Source organism: Rhizobium pisi (genome assembly GCF_003938655.1).
Classification (GTDB): domain Bacteria; phylum Pseudomonadota; class Alphaproteobacteria; order Rhizobiales; family Rhizobiaceae; genus Rhizobium; species Rhizobium pisi.
The window spans coordinates 1-21,648 of record NZ_RJJT01000029.1; the positions used below are offsets into that span (position 1 = coordinate 1).

Consider the following 21,648-nt stretch of genomic DNA (forward strand, 5'->3'; position numbering starts at 1 on the left):
ATGAGTTCGCGAAAACCCAAGTAAGGTAGGCCAAACAGCGCAAGGCGTGACTGTCCCAAGATCATCTGCATCTCAGAAATCCGTTCTCTCAATGCTGGGCGCGGCCTCTTTCATGCCACCTCCTGTCATTTCAGCTTTCATCGACCGCCTTCAGTACCCAACGCGAGATCTCCGCTCCCCATAAAAATATAGGGTCGGATCCGACGTCATCGGCCCTCACCTGTCAGCGCATTCTAGACGGCCGGAACAGGACCGCCTTGCGCCAGATCAATGAACGGCCATTCGAAATTGCGTGAATTCATTCTGGGAGGCGTCACCCGATCGCTGTTGACGCGCATTGAGACGCCCGCTCTTCTCTGTCACTGAAGTCTATCTCTGATGCGGCGTGCAATGCCGCTGGGATCATTGGCCAAATCCGACGACGGAAGGTCAAGCCAGGAGCAAACCGGCAATTCCGGCAAGGGTGGCAAAAACGCCGGCGATGGCGAGGCGGATCGCATAGCCGATGCTCCCCATGCTTGCTGCAAGAACGGTCTTTGCGAGGAGATTGGCAAAGGCCGCGACGGCGATGGCGTGGGCGGCCGCTTCCGCCGGCACCTGTGCGCTCGGCAGTTTCGCAACGACAAGCGTTATCGCATCGAGGTCGCCCAGTCCCGTGATGAAAGCAAGGGCAATCAGCGACTGGGTTCCGAAGACGATCATGGTCATTTTTGTCAGGATCATCACGACAGCAAGAACAAGCGCGAAACGCAGCACGACCATCACCTCAAGCGGGTTTCGCGGTGAAAAATCGGCGCCGTCGTCGGCGCGCCGCAACGACGCGGCAAGGCCGGCTCCGACGGCAAAGACCACCGCGGCAGCAGCGAGTGATGGAGCCAGCTCCCTGAAAACCGCCGGTGCAATGACGCCGCAAATCAAAAGCACGCGGACAAGCGAAACCGCTCCGGCCAGCATGGCTCCCGCTGAAAGAAGTGGCGAGATCGCAGGCATTTGCGTCGACTGGCGAGCAAAGGAAAGCGTCAAGGCGGTCGACGAGACGATGCCGCCACTTGCCCCGGTCAGCAGTATTCCGGCGCGAGCGCCGCTGAGTCTGATCAGGATGTAACCGGCAAACGAGACACCTCCCACCAGGATCGTCATCATCCAAAGCTCGAAGGGATTGATCAGTTGCCAGCGATCGATCGGCTCGTTGGGAAGGATCGGCAGGATAACAACCGTCATCGTCAGCAGAATCAAGGCGGCTCTGAGTTCGAGCCAGGTCAATCGCCGAAGAAATCCATGCAACGGTTCCCGTGCGGCGAGAAGGACCGTGACGGCAACAGCGCTTGCCGCCGTTACCGTCATATCCGCAACCACGGCGGCATACCCGAGCGCAAAGACCATGATTGCCGCGATAGCCCCGGTGGCGCTGTAATCCTCTTCCCGCGCAGCCTGCAAACGGCTGAACAGGAGGACGGTGATGCAGAAGAACCCAAAGATGGCCGTCGGCAGAACCGGCCCGATCACCGGCTGCAGGAAACCGCAGAAACCCCCGAGAAAACTGGACAGGCCATAGGTGCGGATGCCCGCCACCCTCTTGCCTGCGGCGGCGTCGCGATCCTGCCAGCCGCGCTCTATGCCGACCAGGATACCGATCGCAAGCGCAAGACTGAGACGCTGGAATGCTTCTGTCGTCACCAAAGATATCATCATTCGATGGTCCGGAACTGGTGGGCTGCTCCATCGCTTAGAGCGCCCTCGCCGTCTAAGTCTTGGCCATTGATCCGCAGCTGTCGTTCGGCGGCGTTCGGACAGGGTGGGACAATCGTCGTCATGGTCTTCCGGCTCCGCACCGATTTCACTTCAATATATTGCAATATGACCTACACCGGCCACTGCCTTGCGAAAGATCAACCCAGGCCGCGGCGGTAACGAACTGGCAGATCAGAATGGACGGAACCCCGTCTTTTCCGCCGGGCAAAACGACGTGGAACCTTTGAGCACTTGGGACATTGCCTCCCTGCAGCCAGGCGCTCCGAATTGTGTCGCCTGCATCATAGGAGGATTTCATCATGATGAGCGGTCCATTAAAGGCGCTTCTCGCCGTTCTTGCTGTTGCCGGCTATCAGAACAGAGACAAGATCGGGGAACTCCTGCGAGGTCTCCAGAACCCTCAGCAGCCGGGCGGGCTTGGCGGGGCTGCCGGTTCGGGCGGTCTCGGCGACCTTCTCGGAGGGTTGACGTCAGGCAGCATCGTCAGCGGCGGCCTTGGCGATCTCCTCAAGACATTTCAACAGAATGGTCACGGCGACAAGATGGAGTCGTGGGTGAGGCCCGGCCAGAATGCCGATATCAATGACGGCCAGCTCGCGGAAGCGTTAGGTCCTGACGTTCTCAACGAGATCGCCGGGAAGACCGGCCTTTCGCATCAGGAGATTCTCGGGCGACTGAGCCGCGATCTTCCCAAGGCGGTCGACGACCTGACCCCGAATGGAAAGGTGCCGAGTGCCGAAGACGATGTTTTGTCCTCCGCGAACCAATCAACCGGCTCCCCTCGCCCGGGCATGGTCTGATACCGGGACGACTCGCGGGCGGCGCAGCAAAACAACCGTCCGAATGGAATCCCGTCGGCTAGTTTATTGCCTCGGTTACGAGCTTCGTATTGAAGTAGGCCTCCATGGCTTCGCTGCCGCCTTCCGACCCGTAACCCGACTCTTTCATGCCGCCGAAGGGCAGCTCCGGCAGCGCCAGTCCATGATGATTGATTGACAGCATGCCGCTTTCGATGTCGCGGGCAAGGTCGGCGCTCGTCTTCGCGGACGTCGTGTAGGCATATGCCGCCAGCCCGTATGGCAGGCGGTTGGCTTCCGCAACGGCAGAACCGTAGTCCGAAAACGCACTGACGATCGCCATGGGACCGAAGGGTTCTTCGTTCAGCAAGCGCGCATCTCGTGGAACGTCCACAAGAACCGTCGGCTGGAAGAAATTGCCGAGATTGCCGATCCTTTTGCCGCCGGTTGCGATCTTCGCGCCGCGCATGACCGCATCAGCCGTCAGCGCTTCCATGGCTTCGACCCTTCGCGGGTTGGCCAGCGGCCGGTTATGCCGTCGCTCAATCCATCGCCGACAGTGACTGCCTCTGCCGCCTTGACAAAGCCGTCGAGGAATTTTTCAAAGACGCGTTCCTGGATGAGGAAACGTGTTGGCGCCACGCAGATCTGGCCGGCATTTCGAAATTTCGCAGCGGCCAATATCCTGACCGCAAGATCGATATCCGCATCATCGAAAACGAGAGCCGGCGCATGGCCGCCGAGCTCCATCGTGACGCGCTTCATATGGGCGCCGGCGAGCGAAGCCAGATGCTTTCCGACGGCGGTCGATCCCGTGAAGGAGATCTTGCGGATAACAGGGTGCGGGATGAGGTGACCGGAAATATCGGCCGGAATTCCGAAAACCAGATTGAGGACGCCCGCCGGCAGGCCGGCGTCAGCAAAGGCGCGAACAAGTTCGGCGCAGCTTGCCGGCGTCTCCTCCGGCCCCTTCAAGATGATCGAGCAGCCGGCCGCAAGAGCTGCCGAGACTTTCCGTACCGCCTGATTTAGTGGGAAATTCCAGGGACTGAAGGCCGCCACCGGGCCGACAGGCTCCTTGACCACCATTTGCCTGACATTGGTTGCTCTCGGTGGGATCAGGCGGCCATAGGCACGGCGAGCCTCTTCGGCAAACCAGTCGATGATGTCGGCAGCACCCATCGTTTCCGCTTTGGATTCAGCAAGCGGCTTGCCCTGCTCCAATGTCATCAGTCTCGAAATTTCGGCAGTGCGGCCGCGCAGGATCTCGGCGGCGAGGCGCATAAGCTTTGCCCTGTCGAACGCACTGACTTGCCGCCATCGTTCGAACCCTGCGGCGGCTGCCGAAAGCGCTTCGTCGAGATCATTCCCGCCGGCATTTGAAACGCGGCCGATGACCTCACCCGAAGCGGGATTGACGATGGACAGGTGCGCGTTCGACCCGTCCCGCCAGAGGCCATCAATGAAAAGCTGGGTATCCGGATAAGCCGACATATCGCTCTTCCATTGCTGTCAGTAGCCGAGCGCACAACCATCTTTTCGATGATCGGATGCGCCCAGCAGCGTGTTGTGTTGATCGTCGATCCAGATCGCCTGTGCACCGCCGATCGCCCAATTCGGAGCGACAACCTTGAAACCGCGAGCTTCAAAATCGTGAGCGATGGAGGTGCGAAGAAGTGCTTCGGCCTCGACCGTCGCCGTGCCGGGGAGCGGAAAGAGCCGGGGCAGATCGATGGCGCTCTGGATGTCTAGACCGAAGTCGAACAGCTTGGAGAGGACGTGGGCATGGCCCATCGCCTGATAGTGCCCTCCCATGACCCCGAACGACAGGACAGTTTTGCCATGGCGCGTCACCAGCCCAGGGATGATCGTATGCATGGGCCTCTTGCGCGACCCTATCGCGTTCGGATCGCCCTGTTTCATGCCGAAGCTCTGTCCGCGATTGTGGAACAAGACGCCGGACTTCGGCGCCATCAGGCCGCTGCCGTATGGATGGAAGATCGAATTGATGAAGCTGGCAACATTTCGGTCCTTGTCGACGACCGAAATATAAACCGTGTCCGAATGCTCGGCGCCGTCGAAGGCCGCCGCGGCGTCGGCAACTCCATTCACGTCGATCTTGGCGGCAAGACTGTCGGCGAGTTCGTCGGACAACAGGAAGTCGAGCGGAACATCCGATACTTCAGTATCGGCTATCCACCGATCCCGGGCGGCATAGGCCAGTCGCGTGGCTTCGACTTCGACATGCAGATTGTCGACGCCGAGCGGATCGCCCTTGCGTTCGAAACGCTCCAGGATCTTCAGGATCATCAGAGCGATGATCCCCTGCCCGTTCGGCGGGCATTCATGCACCGTCCATCCTCGATAGGTCGCGCTGACAGGCTTCACATATTCGCCGGCGGCAGATGCAAAATCCTCAAGCGTATGCAGCCCCCCCAGCGAATTCAGCCGCGCGACCATGTCTTCCGCCACGGAACCGCGATAGAAGCCGTCACGTCCCAAGGCTGCTATCGTCTCCAGCGTTTGTGCCAATTCAGGCTGTCGTTGAACCGATCCGACCGGCGGAACCTCGTCATCGACCAGGAAAATACGGCGCGTCGAGGGATCGCGCAGCAGCATATCGCGTTGCTTGGAGAGGTCGGCGGCCACGCGCGGCGTGATCCCGTAGCCGTCGCGCGCCAGCGCTATCGCGGGAACGAGAATTTCCGCCAGCGACATCCTTCCATGATCGGCGACAAGGCGCGCCCATGCATCCACCGCACCGGGAACGGTCACCGCATGCGGCGACGATCGCTCGATCGAAGTGATCCCGTTGTCCCGGTACCACTCGAAATGCGCCGCCGCCGGTGTGCGTCCCGAGCCGTTATAGGCAACGACATTATCATTTCCATTTGAGGCAAGCAGCGCAAAGCAATCACCGCCGATGCCGGTGGATCCGGCCTCGACCACGCATTGCACGGCACAGGCACCCACCGCAGCGTCGATTGCCTTGCCGCCGGCTTTGAGGATATCGATCGCGCTCAAAGTCGCCATAGGGTGTGATGTTGCTGCCATCCCATTGCGGCCGACAGCTATCGATCGTCCCGGCATTTCGAAGTTTCGCATGTCGTCGAATCCCTTGCTCAGTAGAGGCCGGTCGCCCTGGCCCAGGTGTAGGTGTCATCCAATGCACGGGTGGAGCGATCGAACAAGTCGTTGATCTGCGCCTCGGTGATGATGAGCGGCGGGCAAAGCGAGTAGTTGTCGCCAAGGGCGCGCGTGATGACGCCATGGACCTGGGCCTGCTTGCCCGCGTGAATCGCAATGCCGTCCGCCGGCTTGAACTGCTCTTTCGTTTCCTTGTTGCGAACCAGTTCAAGGGTCCCGATGAGACCGCGACCGCGAGCGTTTCCGACAAGCGGATGGTCGCCAAGTTCGTTCAATCGCCGCTGGAATACCGGGGCGACGTCCCTGACGTGGCCGACAATGTCGCGCTCCTCGTAGATTTTCAAAGTTTCCAAAGCGACGGCGGTCGCAACAGGATGGCCGCTATAGGTGAAACCATGTCCGAATGTTCCGATTTTCTCGCTTTCGGCAACGACTGCGGAATGGATCTTTTCGTTGATCATCAATGCGGATATCGGCTGATAGGCGGCCGAAAGCTGCTTTGCCATGACGATCATATCCGGCTGAAGCCCGAAGCTCTCGGAGCCGAACATCGTGCCAAGCCTGCCGAAGCCGCAAATGACTTCGTCGGCGATCAGCAGCACGTCGTATTTTCTGAGGATTGCCTGGATCTTCTCGTAATAGGTCGGCGGCGGAACGATGCAGCCGCCGGATGCCATCAGCGGCTCGGCGAAAAATGCACCGATGGTTTCAGGTCCCTCGGTGAGGATCATCTGTTCAAGCGAATCGGCACAGCGCGTCGCGAATTCTTCCTCCGTTTCGCCCGGGCGGCCGTAGCGATAAAATTCGGGGCAATCCGTATGCAGCACGCGGTCAATGGGCAGATCGAAATCGCGATGGTTGTTGGGAAGTCCCGTCAGGCTGGCCGAAGCGATCGTCACGCCGTGATAGGCCCGCATACGTGATATGATCTTCTTCTTTTCCGGCTTGCCGATGGCGTTGTGATAATACCAGACAAGCTTCATGGCCGTGTCGTTGGCCTCGGAACCCGAATTGGCGAAGAACACCTTCGACATGGGCACCGGTGAAAGCTGGATGAGCCGGTCGGCAAGCTCGACCGCGGTCTCATGCGTCTTGCCGCCGAAGCTGTGATAGAAGGGCAATTCCTTCATCTGGCGGGTTGCCGCGTCTACCAGCCGCTGTTCGCTGAAACCCAGCGACGCACAAAACAGCCCGCCAAGCCCCTCGATGTATTTATTGCCGTCGCTGTCGATGATGTGGATCCCCTCACCCCTGGCGATCACCAGAGGGCCGTCCTTCAAATGCTGCGAGGCATTTGTATAGGGATGAAGAACGAAGGCGGCGTCGCGGGATTCGAGCGAGTTGAGAAGGATGGTCACAGTGGTTCTCCAAATGATAGGTGTGTTTCGATGGCGACGCTGGGCCGGTCAGCCGGCGCGACCTCTCGGTACGCCGGCTGCCAATCGCTGCCGAAATGGGAGTCTGCCGCTTGATCAATCAAGCTTCGTCTTCATCCACTTCTCAGCTAGCTTATTGATCGTGCCGTCCGCTTCGGCCGCGTCGATCGCGGCATCAAACATCGACTTCAAGACGGTGTCGTCCTTGCGAAGGCCAGCCGCGATGCCCTGCCCGAAAACCCCGCCCTTGAAGGTCGGACCCGCGATCTTGTAATCCTTGAAGTCTTCCTTGCCGAGCGTTGCATTCAATGACGTCTTCTGGGCAACGGCGGCATCGATGCGACCGGCCTGGAGGTCCAGATCATGCTGTTCGACGGTCTTGTATTCCCTGGTATCGACGACGCCCTTGAAATAGGCATCGAGAAACGCAGTGTTCGCCGTCGAGACCTGGGCGCCCACGGCCTTGCTTTCAGGGCGTCCCGAAGCGGCTGCAATTCCTGCTCGACCTTCGCCTTGTCGCCGGCGAGATCGACCGTCGTTCCCGTTCCCGGCAGGTCTGCGAGAGGACCTGATTTATCGACCATGAAGGCGGCCGCGGTCGGGGCATAGGGCTTGCTGAACGAAGATGACGGCGAGACGCTTCTCGGTAACGATCATCGAAGCCATGATGGCGTCGAACTTCTTTGCATTGAGCGATGGAATGAGCCCGTCCCAATCCTGGGCGACGATGGTGCATTTGATCTTCATGCGAGCGCAAAGGTCGTTGGCAAGATCGATCTCGAACCCTGCGAGCTTGCCGTCTGGGCCGGTAAAATTCCAAGGCTCGTATGCGCCCTCGGTTGCAATGGTGATCTCCCTCGGTTTCGTCTCTGCGACGGCAGCGCCAGCCGACAGGACGCCAAGCAGAGCGGACGTCAGCAAAAGTTTTGATACTTGCATTTGGTATTCCCCTTTTTGTCGCGCCCTGCCCCTTTTCCAAAGGCAGGCTGTGGCAGACTCCACGCGTCCAGCGATTTGCTAGGACGCGCGAACCTTGATTGCCTCTGCCGTCAGGCAGAGGAGTTCGAATAAGACCTGAGCGGCAATCTGCGCCGTGTTCGAGGTTGGATCGTATTGCGGAGCGATCTCGACGACGTCGCCGCCGACGATGTTCAAACCTGCAAGTCCGCGCAGAATTCCAAGTGCCTGGCTGATGTCAGCCCACCGACCTCAGGCGTGCCAGTGCCGGGCGCAAATGCCGGATCAAGAGAATCGACATCGAAGCTGACGTAGGTCGGACCCGATCCGACGATTTCTCTCGCCTTTGCGATCGCGCCCCTTATGCCAAGGTCGCCAATTTCTTCCGCGTGGATGACGGTCATGCCGGACGCATAGGAGAATTCCCACAGATACTCGGAATTCCCCCGAATTCCGATCTGGATTGTACGCCTGGGGTCAAGCACGCCATCCAGAACCGCCTGGCGGAACGGATGCGCGAGCATATCGGCATGGTGTTTCAGAGTTTTAACCTGTGGTCGCACATGACGATCCTGGAAAACCTGATCGAAGCGCCGGTGCATGTACAGAAACGTGACCGTGCGGAATGCATTGCAGAGGCCGAAGCTCTGCTTGAACGGGTCGGTATCGCCGACAAGCGAAATTTCTATCCCGCGCACCTCTCCGGAGGGCAGCAGCAGCGCGCTGCGATCGCGCGCGCGCTCGCGCAGCGTCCGAAGGTCATCCTGTTTGACGAGCCGACCTCCGCCCTCGATCCCGAACTCGTCGGTGAAGTGCTCAAGGTGATGCGCTCGCTTGCTGAAGAAGGTCGCACCATGCTTGTTGTGACGCACGAGATGGCGTTTGCGCGCGACGTTTCCAATAAAGTGGTGTTTCTCCACAAGGGTGTCATCGAAGAAACCGGCGCACCTGCCGAGCTTTTCACGCAGCCGAAGTCCGAACGATTTCCGCAGTTTCTGTCGGGACGAGGCGACGTCGTTTAACGTTCGCTCCAGATCTTGTTCAGGCCTGGCATTCAAAGCTGACACGTCGGTCGCCGCTCGTTTAGTGCTTGCGGGCCTGAGGCAGCAGGTTCATGCTTGTCTTCTGTATTGAAGCCCGCTGATAGCGGCTGAATAGCCGGAGCAAAGTGGGCTTTTCGTGAGACGCGTGCGATGGAGTGCGCCGGCTGCGGTTTCGATATTCAAAGCGGTTTTGCTTTCTGTCCGCGATGCGGCGCAAGGCAACCGCTCTCTTGCGCCGCCTGCGGCTTCGCGTGCCAACCCGATTTTGCCTTCTGCCCCCGATGCGGCGCGCCGCTTTCCGGCAAAGTGCAATCCGCATTGAAGCCGAATGCCGAGCCGGCGGTAACGGATAAATCAGACAGCGATGCCGACCGGCGGCCGGTCACCGTGCTCTTTGCCGATCTCTGCGGCTTCACCACCCTGAGCGAGCAGATCGACCCCGAAGTCATGCGTGTGCTTCAAAACGAGTTGTTTGAAGAAATGACCCAGGCGGTCGAGACTTATGGAGGCTTCGTCGACAAGTTCGTCGGCGATGCGCTGCTGGCGTTGTTCGGTGCGCCTGTCGCGCATGAGGACGATCCGATTCGCGCGCTTAACGCCGCACTCGATATGATCGATCGGGCCACGAAGGTCGGCACGCGCTGGCATTCACGCGCCGGTGTGCCGCTGCGTCTGCACATCGGCATCAACAGCGGCCCTGTCGTCACCGGCGGTTTCGGTGCGATCAGCACAAAATCCTATTCCGTGACCGGAGACACCGTGAACACGGCGCAGCGCTTGCAATCCATGGCCGGCGAAAACGACATCCTCGTCGGACCGCTGACCTATCGCCTCACCCGCCATGCCTTCGCCTTCGACAGCCTCGGCGCGCAGACATTGCGCGGCAAAAGCGGAAACGTCCATGTCCATCGCCTGACGGGCCTCCTGGAAGCGCCGCATACGGCGCGTGGACTCGAAGGATTCGGCCTGCAAGCGCCGATGATCGGACGGGATGCTGAGCTGTCGCGGTTGCTGACATGCCTCGATCTTGCCTGCGGCGGTGCTGCACAGCTTGTCCGCCTGATCGGCGAAGCGGGTATCGGCAAGTCGCGGCTGGTGAAAGAATTCGTCGCAATCGCCGCCAATACCGCCCGTTTCCAGGGACTGGCCATCCGCCAGGCCACCTGCTCTCCCCTCGGCGAACAATCCTACGGCACGCTTGCTGCGGTCGTGCGTAGCGCCTACGGCATCGGCGAGCGGGACGATCCCGAAAGGACACGGCACCTGCTGGCAACGGGGTTCCGCGCCCTTGATCTCACACCGGAGGACGTCGACGGGTTGTTGCCGCTGTTTCTACACGTCCTCGGCTTCGGCGACCCTGACGGCGCGTTGCGGCACATCGAACCGGAGCAGTTGCGGCGACAGATCTTCTATGCGGTCCGCACCGTCTTCGAGCGGCGGCTGGGGCAAGGTCCTCTGCTGCTTGTTATCGAGGACCTGCATTGGGCGGACGCCGCCTCGCTGGAAGTGCTTCGCTTCATGATGGATCGGCTGGAGCGCAGCCGGTTGATGATGCTCGTGGTCTACCGGCCGACATCGAAGACCGACCCGCTGAATTCCAATCGTGTCAATGTCACCGTGCAACGTCTTGACCCACTCTTTGCAGCCGATGGGCAGAAGCTGCTTGCCGCCTTTTTCGGCGAGGCTCACGGCAAGCTGCCGGTCACGATGCGCAAGCGCATCCTCGATCGCGCCGGCGGCAACCCGCTTTTCATCGAAGAAATCCTTCGGGGACTGATCGACATGGGCACGTTGCACCATGATGGTCAGCACTGGCACGTGGCGGCCGAAGACACCGTTGTCGATATCCCGGTCAATCTGCAGGCCCTGCTGCTTGCCCGTGTCGATCGTCTGCCGCAGGAGATAAGACGGTTGGCGCAGGAGGCAGCGGTGGTCGGCCCGAAGTTCGATACCGCCCTCCTGCGCACTGTCGCCACCGATCCGGCCGGCATCGATGCCGCATTGGATTACCTTTGCGATGCCAATATCATCGAGGAATTGCGCGGCCCCGATGCCGTCGTGTCGCCGGGCTATCGCTTCAGCCAGACGCTGATGCATGACGTCGTCTACCACAATCTCCTGCTCCAACGGCGGATGGAGCTTCATCGACGGATCGGCCAGGTTCTGGAACGCCAGTATGGCGCGTCGCCCGACCGGCTCGAGCATCTGGCGTTGCTCGGCCATCACTTCAGCCTGACCACCGAAAAGGCCAAAGGAGCCGCTTACCTGATGGCTGCAGGCGACCTGGCGCGCAAGACCTACGCCAATGACGATGCGATGCGCCTTTACCGTCAGGCGCTTGCGGCCTTCGCAAACGAGGCGGAGGTGACGCCGGAGCAACTGGCGCTCCTGGAGCGTCTTGCCGATCTATGCGGCCCGGCCGGTCTGCGAGATGCTGCCCTGAACCACTACCAGCGCGCGCTTGCGATCCAGCGCACCAGGGACGACCCTATCGCCGCGGCGAGGATACTGCGAAAGATCGGCCGCCTGCACCTCGATGCAGGGCGCCGCGATCAAGCGGAGACACATTGCGCCGAAGCCGAAGCGATGATCGCGACGATAGATGCGCCGATCGAACATGCGCATCTCCTGCAGGAGCGCGGCCATCTGGCTTTTCGCATGGGGGATCAGGCCGCGGCCGCCGAGTGGGCGACGCTGGCGCTGCAACGTCTGCAAACGCTCCCGATCGACGGGACGACCGAGGCTGGACGGGAGGCGGCGCGAGCGATGGCGGAGGCGCTAAATACCAAGGGTGTAGCACTTGCGCGGCTCGGACGTCGCCGCGATGCCGTGCAGGAAGTGGAACACAGCCTCTCGGTCGCCGAAAAGGCCGATCTGCAAAGTGCCGCCTGTCGCGCCTATTCCAATCTCGGCGTTCTCTACACGATCGTCGACCCGGCCAATGCCATCAGGATCTGCCGGCGCGGGCTGGAGGTGGCGACCCGCATCGGCGATCTCGGCTTCCAGGCGCGCCTTCTTGCCAATCTCGCAGTCGCCTGCTGCACTTTCACCGATCGCTGTGCTGCAGAGGGTGTACCGGCGGCGGAAAGGGCCATCGAAATCGACAGGGCGCTCGATCAGCGCGATCATCTCTCCGTTCCGCTGATCGTGCTTGGCCAGATTCATCAATGCCACGGTCAGCCGAAGCTAGCTCGTAAGTATTACGAGGAAGCCCTTGAGGTTGCGGAGGAAATTGATGAACCGCAACTGCTCTTTCCGTGCTATGATGGCTTGGCGACACTCAGCCTCGAACATGACGACATGGACGAGGCGGAACGGTATTTTACGCTGGCACAGGATGTGTGCATCCGCCACAACCTCGATCCAGGTACGCTCGTCGTCTTGCCGTTTCTCGACTGACTTGTCCTCGTTGCGGTGATCGCCTGAAATCGATTTGGCAAATCGATTCAAAAGCATAAAGGGAGGAATGAAAGATGCAGGAGAACCACGTAGGAAGACCATTGCAGCCAGGAGATCGCGCGCCGAACGTGGTGCTGGATGCGATCACCCGTCAGGGTAAGATCGCTATCGACGATTTTCGCGGCCAGAAGCCGGTGCTCGTCGGGTTGTTCCGCGGACTGCATTGCCCCTTCTGCCGCCGGCAGATCGCCGCCATGGCCGAACTCACTGACGCATTGCAGGAAAAAGGCATCGACAGCCTGACCGTCGTCAACACGCCGATCGACCGCGCTCGCCTCTATTTCCGTTACCATCCGCTTCCCAATCTGCTGGCGGCCTCGGATCCCGAACGGGTATCGCACAAAGCCTTCGGCCTGCCGAACCTTCAGTTCACAGAAGACGAGAATGACTGGCCGCACAAAATCAGCATGAATGCGGTGACGTCTATGCGCATTGACATGCCGGACGAGCTTCCAGCGCCCATGGACCTGATGGCCGCGGTGGAATATCTCGACAAGGCGGACGGCTATGACTTCACCGAGGACGACAAGCAGATGATCGCCACCGGCCACGGCCAACTCGTCGGCGAATTTCTGCTCGATCGGGATGGCGTCGTGCGCTGGTGTTTCACTGAAGTCGAGGACGGTGGCAGCCATATGTTCGGCGGCCCCGCGCCGCGGGAAGTGATGTCGGCAGCGTCGAATATGGCTGTTTGAAGCGAATGAGGCCGCGCTTGAAGGGTCGGACGCTTGGACAAGGCGGGCAACTTCCAGTCCCGCGTGATCGCGCCCTTATTCCGTCCTGAACTTGGCGTGGCAGGTCGTGCAGGTCTGGAGCATGAGGTGGAACGCGTGTTCCGCCGGCATTGCCGATAGCTCCTGCTCGTTGCGGACGTGGGTGCCGAGCGGCCCGCCGCCCATGGCCTCTCCAGGCTTCATGCGCATGCTGGCGGGCATCGGTCCTGGGTTATTCTGCGCAGCGGCGTCCAGCGCGACCGCGTAGTCGCGCAGGTCGTTCGCGATGCGGTCGAACCGCTCGCGCTCCTCGCGGATATTCGGCCTGGCCTTCGACTGTGGACTGGCGGCCTCGGATGCGAAATGCCCAGAGAGCACGACACCCGACCTGTCGCGGATGGCGTCGGCCGCCGATCTGAACTCGGCAGCCTTGTAGTTCGCCGGATCCTTGAACATGTCGGAGATCCTCTTTGCCGCCGCGGCCATGGCCTTCATGTCCGCCTGCCGAAGCGCTACGACATCCTCGGCTGCCGACGACGGGACTGCGGTGATCAGCACCGCTTCCACGACGGAGAACAGTCCGAACATCATCGCGAAAATGGTCCGTCTCATAAGGCTGCGTTCCGAATCCGAGATCATGCCACTTGCTTCCGATATCCGTTCTCATCTGGGCAGCAAAAAGGCGGACGCCCTCCCCGATACGCTGCCATCTCACGAAGGGGCAATCAGGAAGCGTTAACCGTCGCCGGCTAATCTGAGCCCCATCGCTGGGAGAGGATCGATGAAAGGTGGCTATTCGCTGGCCCAGATAGGGCTTCACTGGCTGATCGCCCTCATGGTGCCGGTCCAGTATCTGACGGGCGGCAGTATCGAGAGAACCCACCACGCCGTCCACATGGGCATGACCCCATCGTACTGGGACGTCGTCCAGCACCACCTTCACAACTACGCGGGAATAGCGATCGGAGTGGCGATGGGCGTGCGGCTGGTTGTTCGTATCCTTCAGCCGCCTGAAACGGGTGAGCCCACCTCATGGACCGGTCGGGCCGCCGCGGCTCTTCACCATGCCTTCTACGCCGCGATCATCGGGCAGGCCTGCATGGGATTCGTCGCGAGCTACTTCTGGTTCGGAATTGCCCCATACCACGTCATCGGGTCGAGGATCATACTGGGAATGGTCGCGCTGCATCTCGCCGCTGCAGCATGGCACACGCTGGCCGTTCGCGACGAGACTGTTGACCGGATGGTGTTTCCCCGCCGGAACCAGTCAACCGGAGAACTGTGAAGTGGCCAGCGCCAGAACGACGTAGCGTCCTGTCTTGGCGACGAACACGAGGATCGTGAACGGAAGCAGCGGCTCCCTCAGCACGCCGGCGACAACGGGTCAGGGCGTCGCCGAAGACTGGCATCCAGGACAGGAGCAGCGTCCGCTTGCCGTATTTCCGATACCACCGGGACGTACGTTCGAGTGCCGTCTCTTTGACCGGGAACCACCGCCGGTCCCGAACTCTTTCGACGCCGCGGCCGAGAAACCAGTTGACGACGCTTCCAAGCGTGTTTCCGACGCTCGCGACGGCGAGCAGGATCGGAACTGAGAACTTGCCCGTGAGAAGAAGACCGACCAGCACGGGCTCCGACTGCATCGGCAACATCGTCGCCGCACCGAGAGCGGCGGCGAAAAGGCCGAAGTATGATGCGAAATCGATCATGGCTAGAAAAGAACGGCTCCTGTTGACCTTACCACCGTGGGAAGCTCTAGCCTGTGCACACCGTGATGTTCGCGCCACATAAAGGACTCGAACATCAACGAGACATAGGTCCTAATTGAAATCGCGCTGCTTTGCATGTAGCTCGTTGGGAATGGGCAAGATGTACCGAATCACAGTGAGCAGACTGCTTGTGATGATGCGGCTGGTGATCATCGTATCACTGGCGGGGTACTCGATGTCGAGCGCCAACGCGGCGATGCACGGCTCCTCGTTTCCCGATCTGAAAGCCATCGTCTCGGACGTAATGCCTTCCCATGAAGGCCACGACATGACGGAGGCCGCCCATCACGGCCACTCGTACGGCGACGTGTCCGATGATGGCTATGGCCCATCGAAGCTCGTCAAGCAGGAATGCTGCAAGGACTTCTGCGGCGGCTTTGGCATCATCTGTGCAGGCCCCGACGTCGGCGGACCCGTCGTGACCTCGATCCGGCAGTTCGCCGACGACCGTACGACACTTGGCGAACTGCCGACCCTCGACCGTCCCCCGAATATCTGAATAGAGACGCGCCCGCTTGATCGGGTCCAGCCGGACGCCTGCCTTTTAGGCGAGCGCCCGTAGGCTATCTCTTATTCGGAAATTTCATAATGAAACCCTCGCTTTTCGTGGTGGGGCTGCCGCTTGTTATCGGCGGCTGCGCATCCACACTTCCTCCCGACGTGGTGGCGTCCTCCACTGCAGTCGAACAGCCGTCCGCGCGCCCGATCGCATACCGGTCGCCGATCTCGGGCTTTGTCGCCAGGCAGCCCGTCGATCCCAAACCGTGGCGTAGACAGAACGACCTGCAGTCTCCCGCGAAAGGAGACGCCTCATGATCGGCCCTAGAAAACTGATGTCCGTGCTGGCGTTCCCGGTGGTACTGAGCGGCTGTGTCACGGGCGCCGAATATTCCAGCAAGCAAGCAGGCTTCGCTTCCGTTGCCGACAAGACCGCGATCGCGAGTGCGAAGCAAACGGTCTGGATCCAGAACCAGAACCAGGCCCGCTCTGCCGCCGCTGAGGTCAAAAACCTGCTCGCGCGACGGAAAGTCCTCGATGTCGAGACGGCCGTCCAGATCGCTCTGCTCAACAACAGGGGTCTCCAGGCCGCATACGCCGATCTTGGCGACAGCGCCGCCGACGCCTGGCAGTCGACGATGTTCATCAACCCGACCGCCTCGATCGGCGCGACGGGCATGGGCACGCCGGAACTGGAGGCATTCAAGACCATCGAGGGGATGATCACCACGAACATCCTGGCGCTCGCGACGAAGAACCGGGACATCGCGATCGCCGACACCCGCTTCCGGCAGGCGCAGTTGACTGCGGCGGTAAAGACACTCCAGGTCGCCGCCGACACGCGGCGAGCGTGGATCGGCGCGGTGGCGGCCTGGGAGAACGTCGGGCAGCTCCAGCGCGCTCAGGCAACAGCGGACGCCGCTTCCGAGCTCGCGGAGAAGCTGGGCGAGACCGGCGCGATGACCAAGGGCGCCCAGGCCCGTGAACATGTATTCGTCGCCGAACTTGCCGGAGAGACCGCGAAGGCCCGCCTGGCGGCACGCCTGACCAAGGAGGAGCTGACGCGGCTTATGGGTCTCTGGGGCTCCGACCTGGACTACCAGGTTCCCAAGAGCCTGCCGCCGCTGCCTGGATCCGTCGCCAGACGCGACACTATCGAGGCCGAGGCACTCCGAAACCGGATAGACCTCCAGGTGGCGAAGCTCGAACTCGAGGCCACTGCCAGGTCGTATGGTCTGACCGAAGCGACCCGCTATGTCACCGACCTCGCGATCCTGACCGGCTTCGAAGCCGAACGAGAAATCGAGGACGACGAGAAGAAGACGAGGACGACGGCCCAGGTCGAGCTGGAATTCGCGATCCCGATCTTCGACACCGGCAAGGCCCGGATGCGCAAGGCCGAGGTGGCCTACATGCGTGCGGCGAACCAGCTCGCAGAGAAGGCCGTCAACGTCCGGTCGGAGGCGAGATCCGCGTACGAGGCCTACCGCTCGAACTACGACATCGCCCGGCACTACCGCAACAGCGTGGTGCCGCTCCGCACCAAGGTCGAGGAGGAATCCCTGCTGACCTATAACGGCATGATCTCGAACACGTTCGAGCTGCTGACCGACACCCGCGACAAGATCAACTCCATCCTGCTCTCCGTCAACGCGAAGCGAGACTTCTGGCTGGCCGAAGCCAATCTCGCTCCTACCATCTACGGCGGCGCGACGAACGCATCGGCGGAGACCGAGGTCGCCGCTGCTTCCGAGAGCGGCGGTGGCGGCGGCCATTGAAAAAGGAAACCACCATGTTCAACAGACGACAACTGTTCGGTGCCAGCGCGGCCCTGCTGGCAGCGGGAGCCTGGACGAAGACGTCGGCGATGGGCCTGCCTGACGCCCCGACAATGGAATCGGCGGACATGCAGTCGCCGCTTCACCCGACCTCGGGTCCGGACTACCAGCCGGTCGTGACCCTCAACGGCTGGACCCTACCCCACAGAATGAACAATGGCGTCAAGGAGTTCCACCTCGTCGCCGAACCGGTCGAGCGCGAGATGGCCGACGGCATGACCGCCTACCTCTGGGGCTACAACGGCCAGTCGCCGGGCCCGACGATCGAGGCGGTCGAAGGCGATCGCGTCCGAATCTTCGTCACCAACAAGCTGCCGGAGCACACGACGATCCACTGGCACGGCATGATCCTGCCGTCCGGCATGGACGGTGTCGGCGGGCTGACGCAGCCGCACATCCCTGTCGGCAAAACCTTCGTCTACGAGTTCGACCTCGTGAAGTCGGGAACCTTCATGTACCACCCGCATTCCGACGAGATGGTGCAGATGGCCATGGGCATGATGGGTTTCTTCGTCGTCCATCCGAAGGATCCGAAGTTTATGCGCGTCAACCGCGACTTCGTCTTCCTCCTCAACGCCTACGACATCGATCCCGGCTCCTACGTGCCGCGGATCATGGAGATGACCGACTTCAACATGTGGTGCTGGAACAGCCGGGTGTTTCCGGACATCAGCCCCCTCGTCGTTTCCAAGAACGACCGGGTGCGGGTCCGCGTCGGCAACCTGACGATGACGAACCATCCGATCCACATGCATGGCTACGACTTCGAGGTAACATGCACCGACGGCGGGTGGATACGTCCAGAGGCGCGATGGCCGGAGGTATCCATCGACATTCCCGTCGGGGCGATGCGCGCCTACGAGTTCGACGCGAAGTATCTCGGCGATTGGGCGATCCACTGCCACAAGTCGCACCACACGATGAACGCCATGGGTCACGACATCCCAACCTTCATCGGGGCGGACAAGTCGAAAGTTACCGAAAAAATCCGGAAGCTTCAACCTGATTACATGCCGATGGGAACCAAAGGCATGGCCGATATGGGCGAAATGGAAATGCCCATTCCCGAGAACACCGTCCCCATGATGACCGGCTGGGGTCCGCACGGCCCCATCGAGATGGGCGGCATGTTCTCGGTCGTGAAAGTCCGCGAGGGTATCTCGGCGGACGACTACTCCGATCCGGGCTGGTACGAAAACCCGCCCGGAACCCAGGCCTGGGAGTGGACCGGCGAACTGCCGGACGCGACCAAGGCCAAGGACGCGAAAACCCAAATCACGCCAAAGCCGGCAATCGGCTGAGATTCAATCTCCCACACCCAAAAAAGGATCTACGCATGAAGAATTTTGTACTGGCACTGGCTCTCGCAGCCCTCGCGATCCCCGCGTTCGCCTCCGGCAACCACGCCGGCGGCCATGGTGAGAAGATGGCCGTCGGAGAACCCGGCGACAAGGCCAAGGCGACGCAGACCATCCGCGTCACGATGAAGGAAACCGAAGACGGGAAGATGTTGTTCACCCCTGCCGTCTTCAACGTCCGCAAGGGACAGACGGTCAAGATCGCGATCAAGAACGCCGGAACCGTCGACCACGAGTTCGTGCTCGATCAGGAAGACAAGATCATGGAGCACAAGAAGGTCATGGAGAAGTTCCCGGAAATGGAACACGCCGATGCCAATTCGATCCGCCTTCCGGCCGGCCAGTCCGGCGAGATCGTCTGGAAGTTCACCACCGACGGCGAGTTCAAGTTCGCCTGCCTGATCCCCGGCCACTATGAGGCCGGCATGCACGGCGATGTCAGCGTCGCCGGAAAGTAATCGAAACTAAGGAGACACAGAGATGAAATCCGCAATGATCAAAATCGGCGTAGCCGCCCTGCTCTCGGCCAGCGCTGCGTTCGGCGCATTCGCTGAGGAATTCACCAAGGGCGTCGTCAACAAGGTCGATGCCAAGGCGAAGAAGGTCACCATCAAGCACGAGGATCTGAAGAACCTCGACATGCCTGCAATGACGATGGTCTTCCGGGTCGAGGACCCGGCTCTGCTTGAAAAGCTGAAGGAAGGCTCGAACATCGAGTTCGTTGCCGAACGCGTGAATGGCAAGCTGACCGTCACCGAGGTAAAATAGCTACCTCCTGCCGCCCGGATCGAGGCCGGGCGGCAGGACGTCGAGGAGTGGAGACGATGCACAGGAGAAGCTTCATCGCGATGGCGGCATCCGCCCTGGCGTTCGTTGACGGAGGAGTCCGCGCCGCCGCCCCGGCGAAAATGACAGTCTACAAGGATCCAAACTGCGGTTGCTGTCATGAATGGTCGAAGGCGATGGCTGGGGCAGGATTTTCCGTCGATGTCCGCGACACCGACGACCTTGCCGCGGTCAAGGCACGGCTGGGCGTGCCTGCCGACATGGAAGGATGCCACTCCGCCATCGTCGACGAATACTACCTTGAGGGACACGTCCCGCTCGAAGCCATCCAGCGTCTGCTTCGGGAGCAGCCGCCGGTCCGAGGATTGGCCGTGCCGGGCATGCCACCTGGCTCGCTGGGGATGGGCGACGACCCCCAGGCATCCTTTGACGTCTATGCGATCCCCTCGGGGACAGGCGCGCCATACGTGTTCATGCGGGTCCGCCCTCAGAAGGGATGACATCGCGATCGATTACCCATGTCGTACTGCCGGTCAGGAAACCGGAGCGGTGCAGAGCGCTGCCCAGAGATCGTATTTCCAGTCGGTTCCCGGCTGCGCCGACACGTCGATCGCATAGTCGGCAGAGTTGATCCGGACCATGGCGGGCGAAACGCAGCGCACACTCGCCTGGTGTCTTCCTCCGTCCCGATAGAGCACTGTCCCGCCACCGTCAAATTCCGACAGCGTAATGACGACGTCGAAATCGAAGGCGGGATCGCCGGACGCAGTTCCCTCCGCTAAACTGAGGCTGACCGACCGGCTGCCGCCGAACGAAGCGGTGTGGAAGACAGCGAGCTCGGACGCCGCCGACATCGATGCGGGCTGCGCGCAAAGGATCAGAGACAGAAGGACTCGGCGCATTTACCCCTCCCGTGGTCAAATGCATTCCAGTTCTATCATATCCTCGGCCTCGCTACGATCGCATATTGCGTCTGGCCGAGCGTCAGATAGTGCAAGCAGCCTCGTTTTGATGGCGGTGATCGTCACGCTTCGCTCGGAGATGAACATGCGCGTAGTCAAACGCCGCTCCTGAGTGTGCCTGCTCGAGGCCGACGGCCGGGTGTCAGACCAATGTCATCGAAAGCGCCTAAGGGAACGCGCCTGATGCCGTCGCCAGGAGGTGCTGCCAATGGCCACATTGCAACAGGTCGCATTCCGGGCGGGTTGCTCGCTGGCGACCGCAAGCCGCGTTCTCAACCGCAAGGGACCGGCGAGTGATCTGATGGTGCGCAAGGTGCGCCGGGCCGCCGCCGAGCTCGGCTATCGGCCGGCCGGCCTTGCCGTCGGCCGGCTAGGACGCAGGCCCGTGGTCGGCGTGCTGATCCCGAGCATCACCAATCCTGTCTTTGCCTCGTCGCTATCAAGCATTCAGAACCGCATGCTGGTGGCCGGCCACGGCGTTCTGATTGCTCAATCGAACTACGATCCGGCGCGCGAGGCCGATGCCGTTGCAGCACTCCTGAACGACCGGCCGACCGGGCTGATCCTGACTGTTTGCGATCCATCGACCAGCGAGGCGCTGCTTGCGAAGCTCCCGCCGACCGTGCTGCTCCACAATCTGCCGACGGCGCAGTTTCAGGCGGCCGTCACCGTCGACAATCGCGGCGCCGGCCGCGAGATCGCAACGTTCTTGATCGGCATGGGCCACCGCCGCATTCTCTTCCTCTCCGGCAATTTTGCCGCCTCCGATCGTGCGCGACTGCGCTACCTAGGCTATCTCGATGCCATGGCGGAGCCGGGTTGACACCGCTCGATGCCGTGCAGATTCCCTTTGTCGGCGGTTATGACCAGCTCGATCTGAGCGACGTGATGACCTCACTCTCTCCCACAGCGATCGTCGCCTCCAACGATCTCCTTGCGCTCGGCGTTATCGGCGCGCTGAAGCGCGAGGGGCTTTCGGTGCCGGGAGATGTTTCGGTTGCCGGCTTCGACGGCATCACCATCGGCAGGCTGATCGACCCGCCGCTGACGACGATCGAAATGCCCGACGCCAGCATGGGCGCGACGGCCGCCTCATTGCTTCTCGACATGGCGGAGAATGCCGCCCCGGCCCGCCATCTCGATGTCGCCTATGTGCTGCGCCGCGGCGGCACGGTGCGTGCCATCTGAAACCC

The 21,648-nt window shown here is 61.2% G+C and carries 16 protein-coding genes and 7 pseudogenes; 14 read left to right on the forward strand and 9 right to left on the reverse strand.

Features of this window, described 5'->3' with window-relative positions:
* Window positions 1–276: 276 nt before the first annotated feature.
* Window positions 277–366, forward strand: a pseudogene (locus EFD55_RS33940) (universal stress protein); the annotation flags it as partial.
* 63 nt (window positions 367–429) lie between these two features.
* Here EFD55_RS33940 and EFD55_RS28805 read toward each other — a convergent pair.
* Complete coding sequence (locus EFD55_RS28805; protein WP_125849908.1) at window positions 430–1,692, reverse strand: MgtC/SapB family protein; 1,263 nt, start codon at window positions 1,690–1,692, stop codon at window positions 430–432.
* Window positions 1,693–2,051: 359 nt separating this feature from the next.
* Here EFD55_RS28805 and EFD55_RS28810 point away from each other — a divergent pair, with 359 nt between their 5' ends.
* Entirely contained in the window at window positions 2,052–2,552 is a 501-nt protein-coding gene (locus EFD55_RS28810) for a YidB family protein (RefSeq protein ID WP_125849910.1), read from the forward strand.
* Window positions 2,553–2,610: 58 nt separating this feature from the next.
* Here the strand turns inward: EFD55_RS28810 and EFD55_RS28815 are convergent.
* The 5 genes and pseudogenes from EFD55_RS28815 to EFD55_RS28835 form a co-directional block, all read right to left on the reverse strand.
* Window positions 2,611–4,043, reverse strand: a pseudogene (locus EFD55_RS28815) (NAD-dependent succinate-semialdehyde dehydrogenase).
* A gap of 18 nt (window positions 4,044–4,061) precedes the next feature.
* Complete coding sequence (gene ggt / locus EFD55_RS28820) at window positions 4,062–5,654, reverse strand: gamma-glutamyltransferase (RefSeq protein WP_125849912.1); 1,593 nt, start codon at window positions 5,652–5,654, stop codon at window positions 4,062–4,064.
* Window positions 5,655–5,671: 17 nt separating this feature from the next.
* Window positions 5,672–7,054 carry an aspartate aminotransferase family protein gene (locus EFD55_RS28825; RefSeq protein WP_125849914.1) on the reverse strand — a complete coding sequence of 461 codons (1,383 nt, stop codon included), beginning with the start codon at window positions 7,052–7,054 and terminating at the stop codon, window positions 5,672–5,674.
* A gap of 114 nt (window positions 7,055–7,168) precedes the next feature.
* A pseudogene (locus EFD55_RS28830) lies at window positions 7,169–8,011 on the reverse strand (transporter substrate-binding domain-containing protein).
* A 78-nt stretch (window positions 8,012–8,089) separates the two neighbouring features.
* Window positions 8,090–8,631 (reverse strand): annotated as a pseudogene (locus EFD55_RS28835) (arginase family protein).
* Here EFD55_RS28835 and EFD55_RS28840 point away from each other — a divergent pair.
* The 3 genes and pseudogenes from EFD55_RS28840 to EFD55_RS28850 all read left to right on the forward strand — a co-directional run.
* Window positions 8,545–9,051, forward strand: a pseudogene (locus EFD55_RS28840) (ATP-binding cassette domain-containing protein); the annotation flags it as partial. The pseudogenes EFD55_RS28835 and EFD55_RS28840 overlap by 87 nt on opposite strands.
* Before the next feature lie 171 nt (window positions 9,052–9,222).
* The gene (locus tag EFD55_RS28845; RefSeq protein WP_125849917.1) at window positions 9,223–12,471 is read left to right on the forward strand and encodes an adenylate/guanylate cyclase domain-containing protein; all 3,249 of its coding nucleotides are present in this window, start codon (window positions 9,223–9,225) and stop codon (window positions 12,469–12,471) included.
* A gap of 74 nt (window positions 12,472–12,545) precedes the next feature.
* Complete coding sequence (locus EFD55_RS28850) at window positions 12,546–13,226, forward strand: peroxiredoxin-like family protein (protein ID WP_125849919.1); 681 nt, start codon at window positions 12,546–12,548, stop codon at window positions 13,224–13,226.
* Between the two features lie 75 nt (window positions 13,227–13,301).
* Here the strand turns inward: EFD55_RS28850 and EFD55_RS28855 are convergent, their stop codons facing one another.
* Window positions 13,302–13,856 carry a cytochrome c gene (locus tag EFD55_RS28855; protein WP_125849921.1) on the reverse strand — a complete coding sequence of 185 codons (555 nt, stop codon included), beginning with the start codon at window positions 13,854–13,856 and terminating at the stop codon, window positions 13,302–13,304.
* Between the two features lie 169 nt (window positions 13,857–14,025).
* On the opposite strand from EFD55_RS28855, the gene EFD55_RS28860 reads away from it, so the two are divergent.
* Window positions 14,026–14,529: a cytochrome b gene (locus EFD55_RS28860; protein WP_125849923.1), complete on the forward strand. Its 504-nt coding sequence runs from the start codon at window positions 14,026–14,028 to the stop codon at window positions 14,527–14,529.
* Here EFD55_RS28860 and EFD55_RS33945 read toward each other — a convergent pair.
* Window positions 14,512–14,953, reverse strand: a pseudogene (locus tag EFD55_RS33945) (YqaA family protein). The gene EFD55_RS28860 and the pseudogene EFD55_RS33945 sit on opposite strands and share 18 nt — an antisense overlap.
* Window positions 14,954–15,113: 160 nt before the next feature.
* Between EFD55_RS33945 and EFD55_RS28865 the strand changes: the two are divergent.
* The 7 genes from EFD55_RS28865 to EFD55_RS28895 all read left to right on the forward strand — a co-directional run bounded on the left by EFD55_RS28865 (window position 15,114) and on the right by EFD55_RS28895 (window position 19,993).
* Window positions 15,114–15,512 (forward strand): hypothetical protein, encoded by a 399-nt coding sequence (locus tag EFD55_RS28865; RefSeq protein ID WP_125849925.1) that lies wholly within the window; start codon window positions 15,114–15,116, stop codon window positions 15,510–15,512.
* 89 nt (window positions 15,513–15,601) lie between these two features.
* A complete protein-coding gene (locus EFD55_RS33950) occupies window positions 15,602–15,829 on the forward strand; it encodes a hypothetical protein (protein WP_125849927.1) in 228 nt (75 codons plus the stop codon).
* Complete coding sequence (locus EFD55_RS28875) at window positions 15,826–17,289, forward strand: TolC family protein (protein WP_125849929.1); 1,464 nt, start codon at window positions 15,826–15,828, stop codon at window positions 17,287–17,289. Before EFD55_RS33950 ends, EFD55_RS28875 begins: the two co-directional genes overlap by 4 nt.
* Window positions 17,290–17,303: 14 nt before the next feature.
* Window positions 17,304–18,650, forward strand: coding sequence for a multicopper oxidase family protein (locus EFD55_RS28880; RefSeq protein WP_125849932.1), 1,347 nt, complete (start codon window positions 17,304–17,306; stop codon window positions 18,648–18,650).
* Window positions 18,651–18,685: 35 nt separating this feature from the next.
* The gene (locus tag EFD55_RS28885) at window positions 18,686–19,165 is read left to right on the forward strand and encodes a cupredoxin domain-containing protein (RefSeq protein ID WP_125849934.1); all 480 of its coding nucleotides are present in this window, start codon (window positions 18,686–18,688) and stop codon (window positions 19,163–19,165) included.
* Between the two features lie 22 nt (window positions 19,166–19,187).
* A complete protein-coding gene (locus EFD55_RS28890) occupies window positions 19,188–19,475 on the forward strand; it encodes a copper-binding protein (RefSeq protein ID WP_125849936.1) in 288 nt (95 codons plus the stop codon).
* A gap of 56 nt (window positions 19,476–19,531) precedes the next feature.
* Window positions 19,532–19,993, forward strand: a complete 462-nt coding sequence (locus EFD55_RS28895) for a DUF411 domain-containing protein (protein ID WP_125849938.1) — start codon at window positions 19,532–19,534, stop codon at window positions 19,991–19,993.
* A 33-nt stretch (window positions 19,994–20,026) separates the two neighbouring features.
* On the opposite strand, the gene EFD55_RS28900 is transcribed toward EFD55_RS28895, so the two are convergent.
* On the reverse strand, window positions 20,027–20,395 hold the full coding sequence (locus EFD55_RS28900) for a hypothetical protein (protein WP_125849940.1): 369 nt from the start codon (window positions 20,393–20,395) through the stop codon (window positions 20,027–20,029).
* 268 nt (window positions 20,396–20,663) lie between these two features.
* Here EFD55_RS28900 and EFD55_RS28905 point away from each other — a divergent pair.
* Window positions 20,664–21,643: pseudogene (locus EFD55_RS28905) on the forward strand (substrate-binding domain-containing protein).
* Window positions 21,644–21,648 lie beyond the last annotated feature (5 nt).

Bases quoted from the DNA above. Each gene is read 5' to 3' on its own strand.
- EFD55_RS28805 (WP_125849908.1), bottom strand. From the start codon at position 1,692: ATGATGATATCTTTGGTGACGACAGAAGCATTCCAGCGTCTCAGTCTT.
- EFD55_RS28810 (WP_125849910.1), top strand. From the start codon at position 2,052: ATGATGAGCGGTCCATTAAAGGCGCTTCTCGCCGTTCTTGCTGTTGCC.
- ggt (WP_125849912.1), bottom strand. From the start codon at position 5,654: ATGCGAAACTTCGAAATGCCGGGACGATCGATAGCTGTCGGCCGCAAT.
- EFD55_RS28845 (WP_125849917.1), top strand. From the start codon at position 9,223: ATGGAGTGCGCCGGCTGCGGTTTCGATATTCAAAGCGGTTTTGCTTTC.
- EFD55_RS28850 (WP_125849919.1), top strand. From the start codon at position 12,546: ATGCAGGAGAACCACGTAGGAAGACCATTGCAGCCAGGAGATCGCGCG.
- EFD55_RS28855 (WP_125849921.1), bottom strand. From the start codon at position 13,856: ATGAGACGGACCATTTTCGCGATGATGTTCGGACTGTTCTCCGTCGTG.
- EFD55_RS28860 (WP_125849923.1), top strand. From the start codon at position 14,026: ATGAAAGGTGGCTATTCGCTGGCCCAGATAGGGCTTCACTGGCTGATC.
- EFD55_RS28865 (WP_125849925.1), top strand. From the start codon at position 15,114: ATGTACCGAATCACAGTGAGCAGACTGCTTGTGATGATGCGGCTGGTG.
- EFD55_RS33950 (WP_125849927.1), top strand. From the start codon at position 15,602: ATGAAACCCTCGCTTTTCGTGGTGGGGCTGCCGCTTGTTATCGGCGGC.
- EFD55_RS28875 (WP_125849929.1), top strand. From the start codon at position 15,826: ATGATCGGCCCTAGAAAACTGATGTCCGTGCTGGCGTTCCCGGTGGTA.
- EFD55_RS28880 (WP_125849932.1), top strand. From the start codon at position 17,304: ATGTTCAACAGACGACAACTGTTCGGTGCCAGCGCGGCCCTGCTGGCA.
- EFD55_RS28885 (WP_125849934.1), top strand. From the start codon at position 18,686: ATGAAGAATTTTGTACTGGCACTGGCTCTCGCAGCCCTCGCGATCCCC.
- EFD55_RS28890 (WP_125849936.1), top strand. From the start codon at position 19,188: ATGAAATCCGCAATGATCAAAATCGGCGTAGCCGCCCTGCTCTCGGCC.
- EFD55_RS28895 (WP_125849938.1), top strand. From the start codon at position 19,532: ATGCACAGGAGAAGCTTCATCGCGATGGCGGCATCCGCCCTGGCGTTC.
- EFD55_RS28900 (WP_125849940.1), bottom strand. From the start codon at position 20,395: ATGCGCCGAGTCCTTCTGTCTCTGATCCTTTGCGCGCAGCCCGCATCG.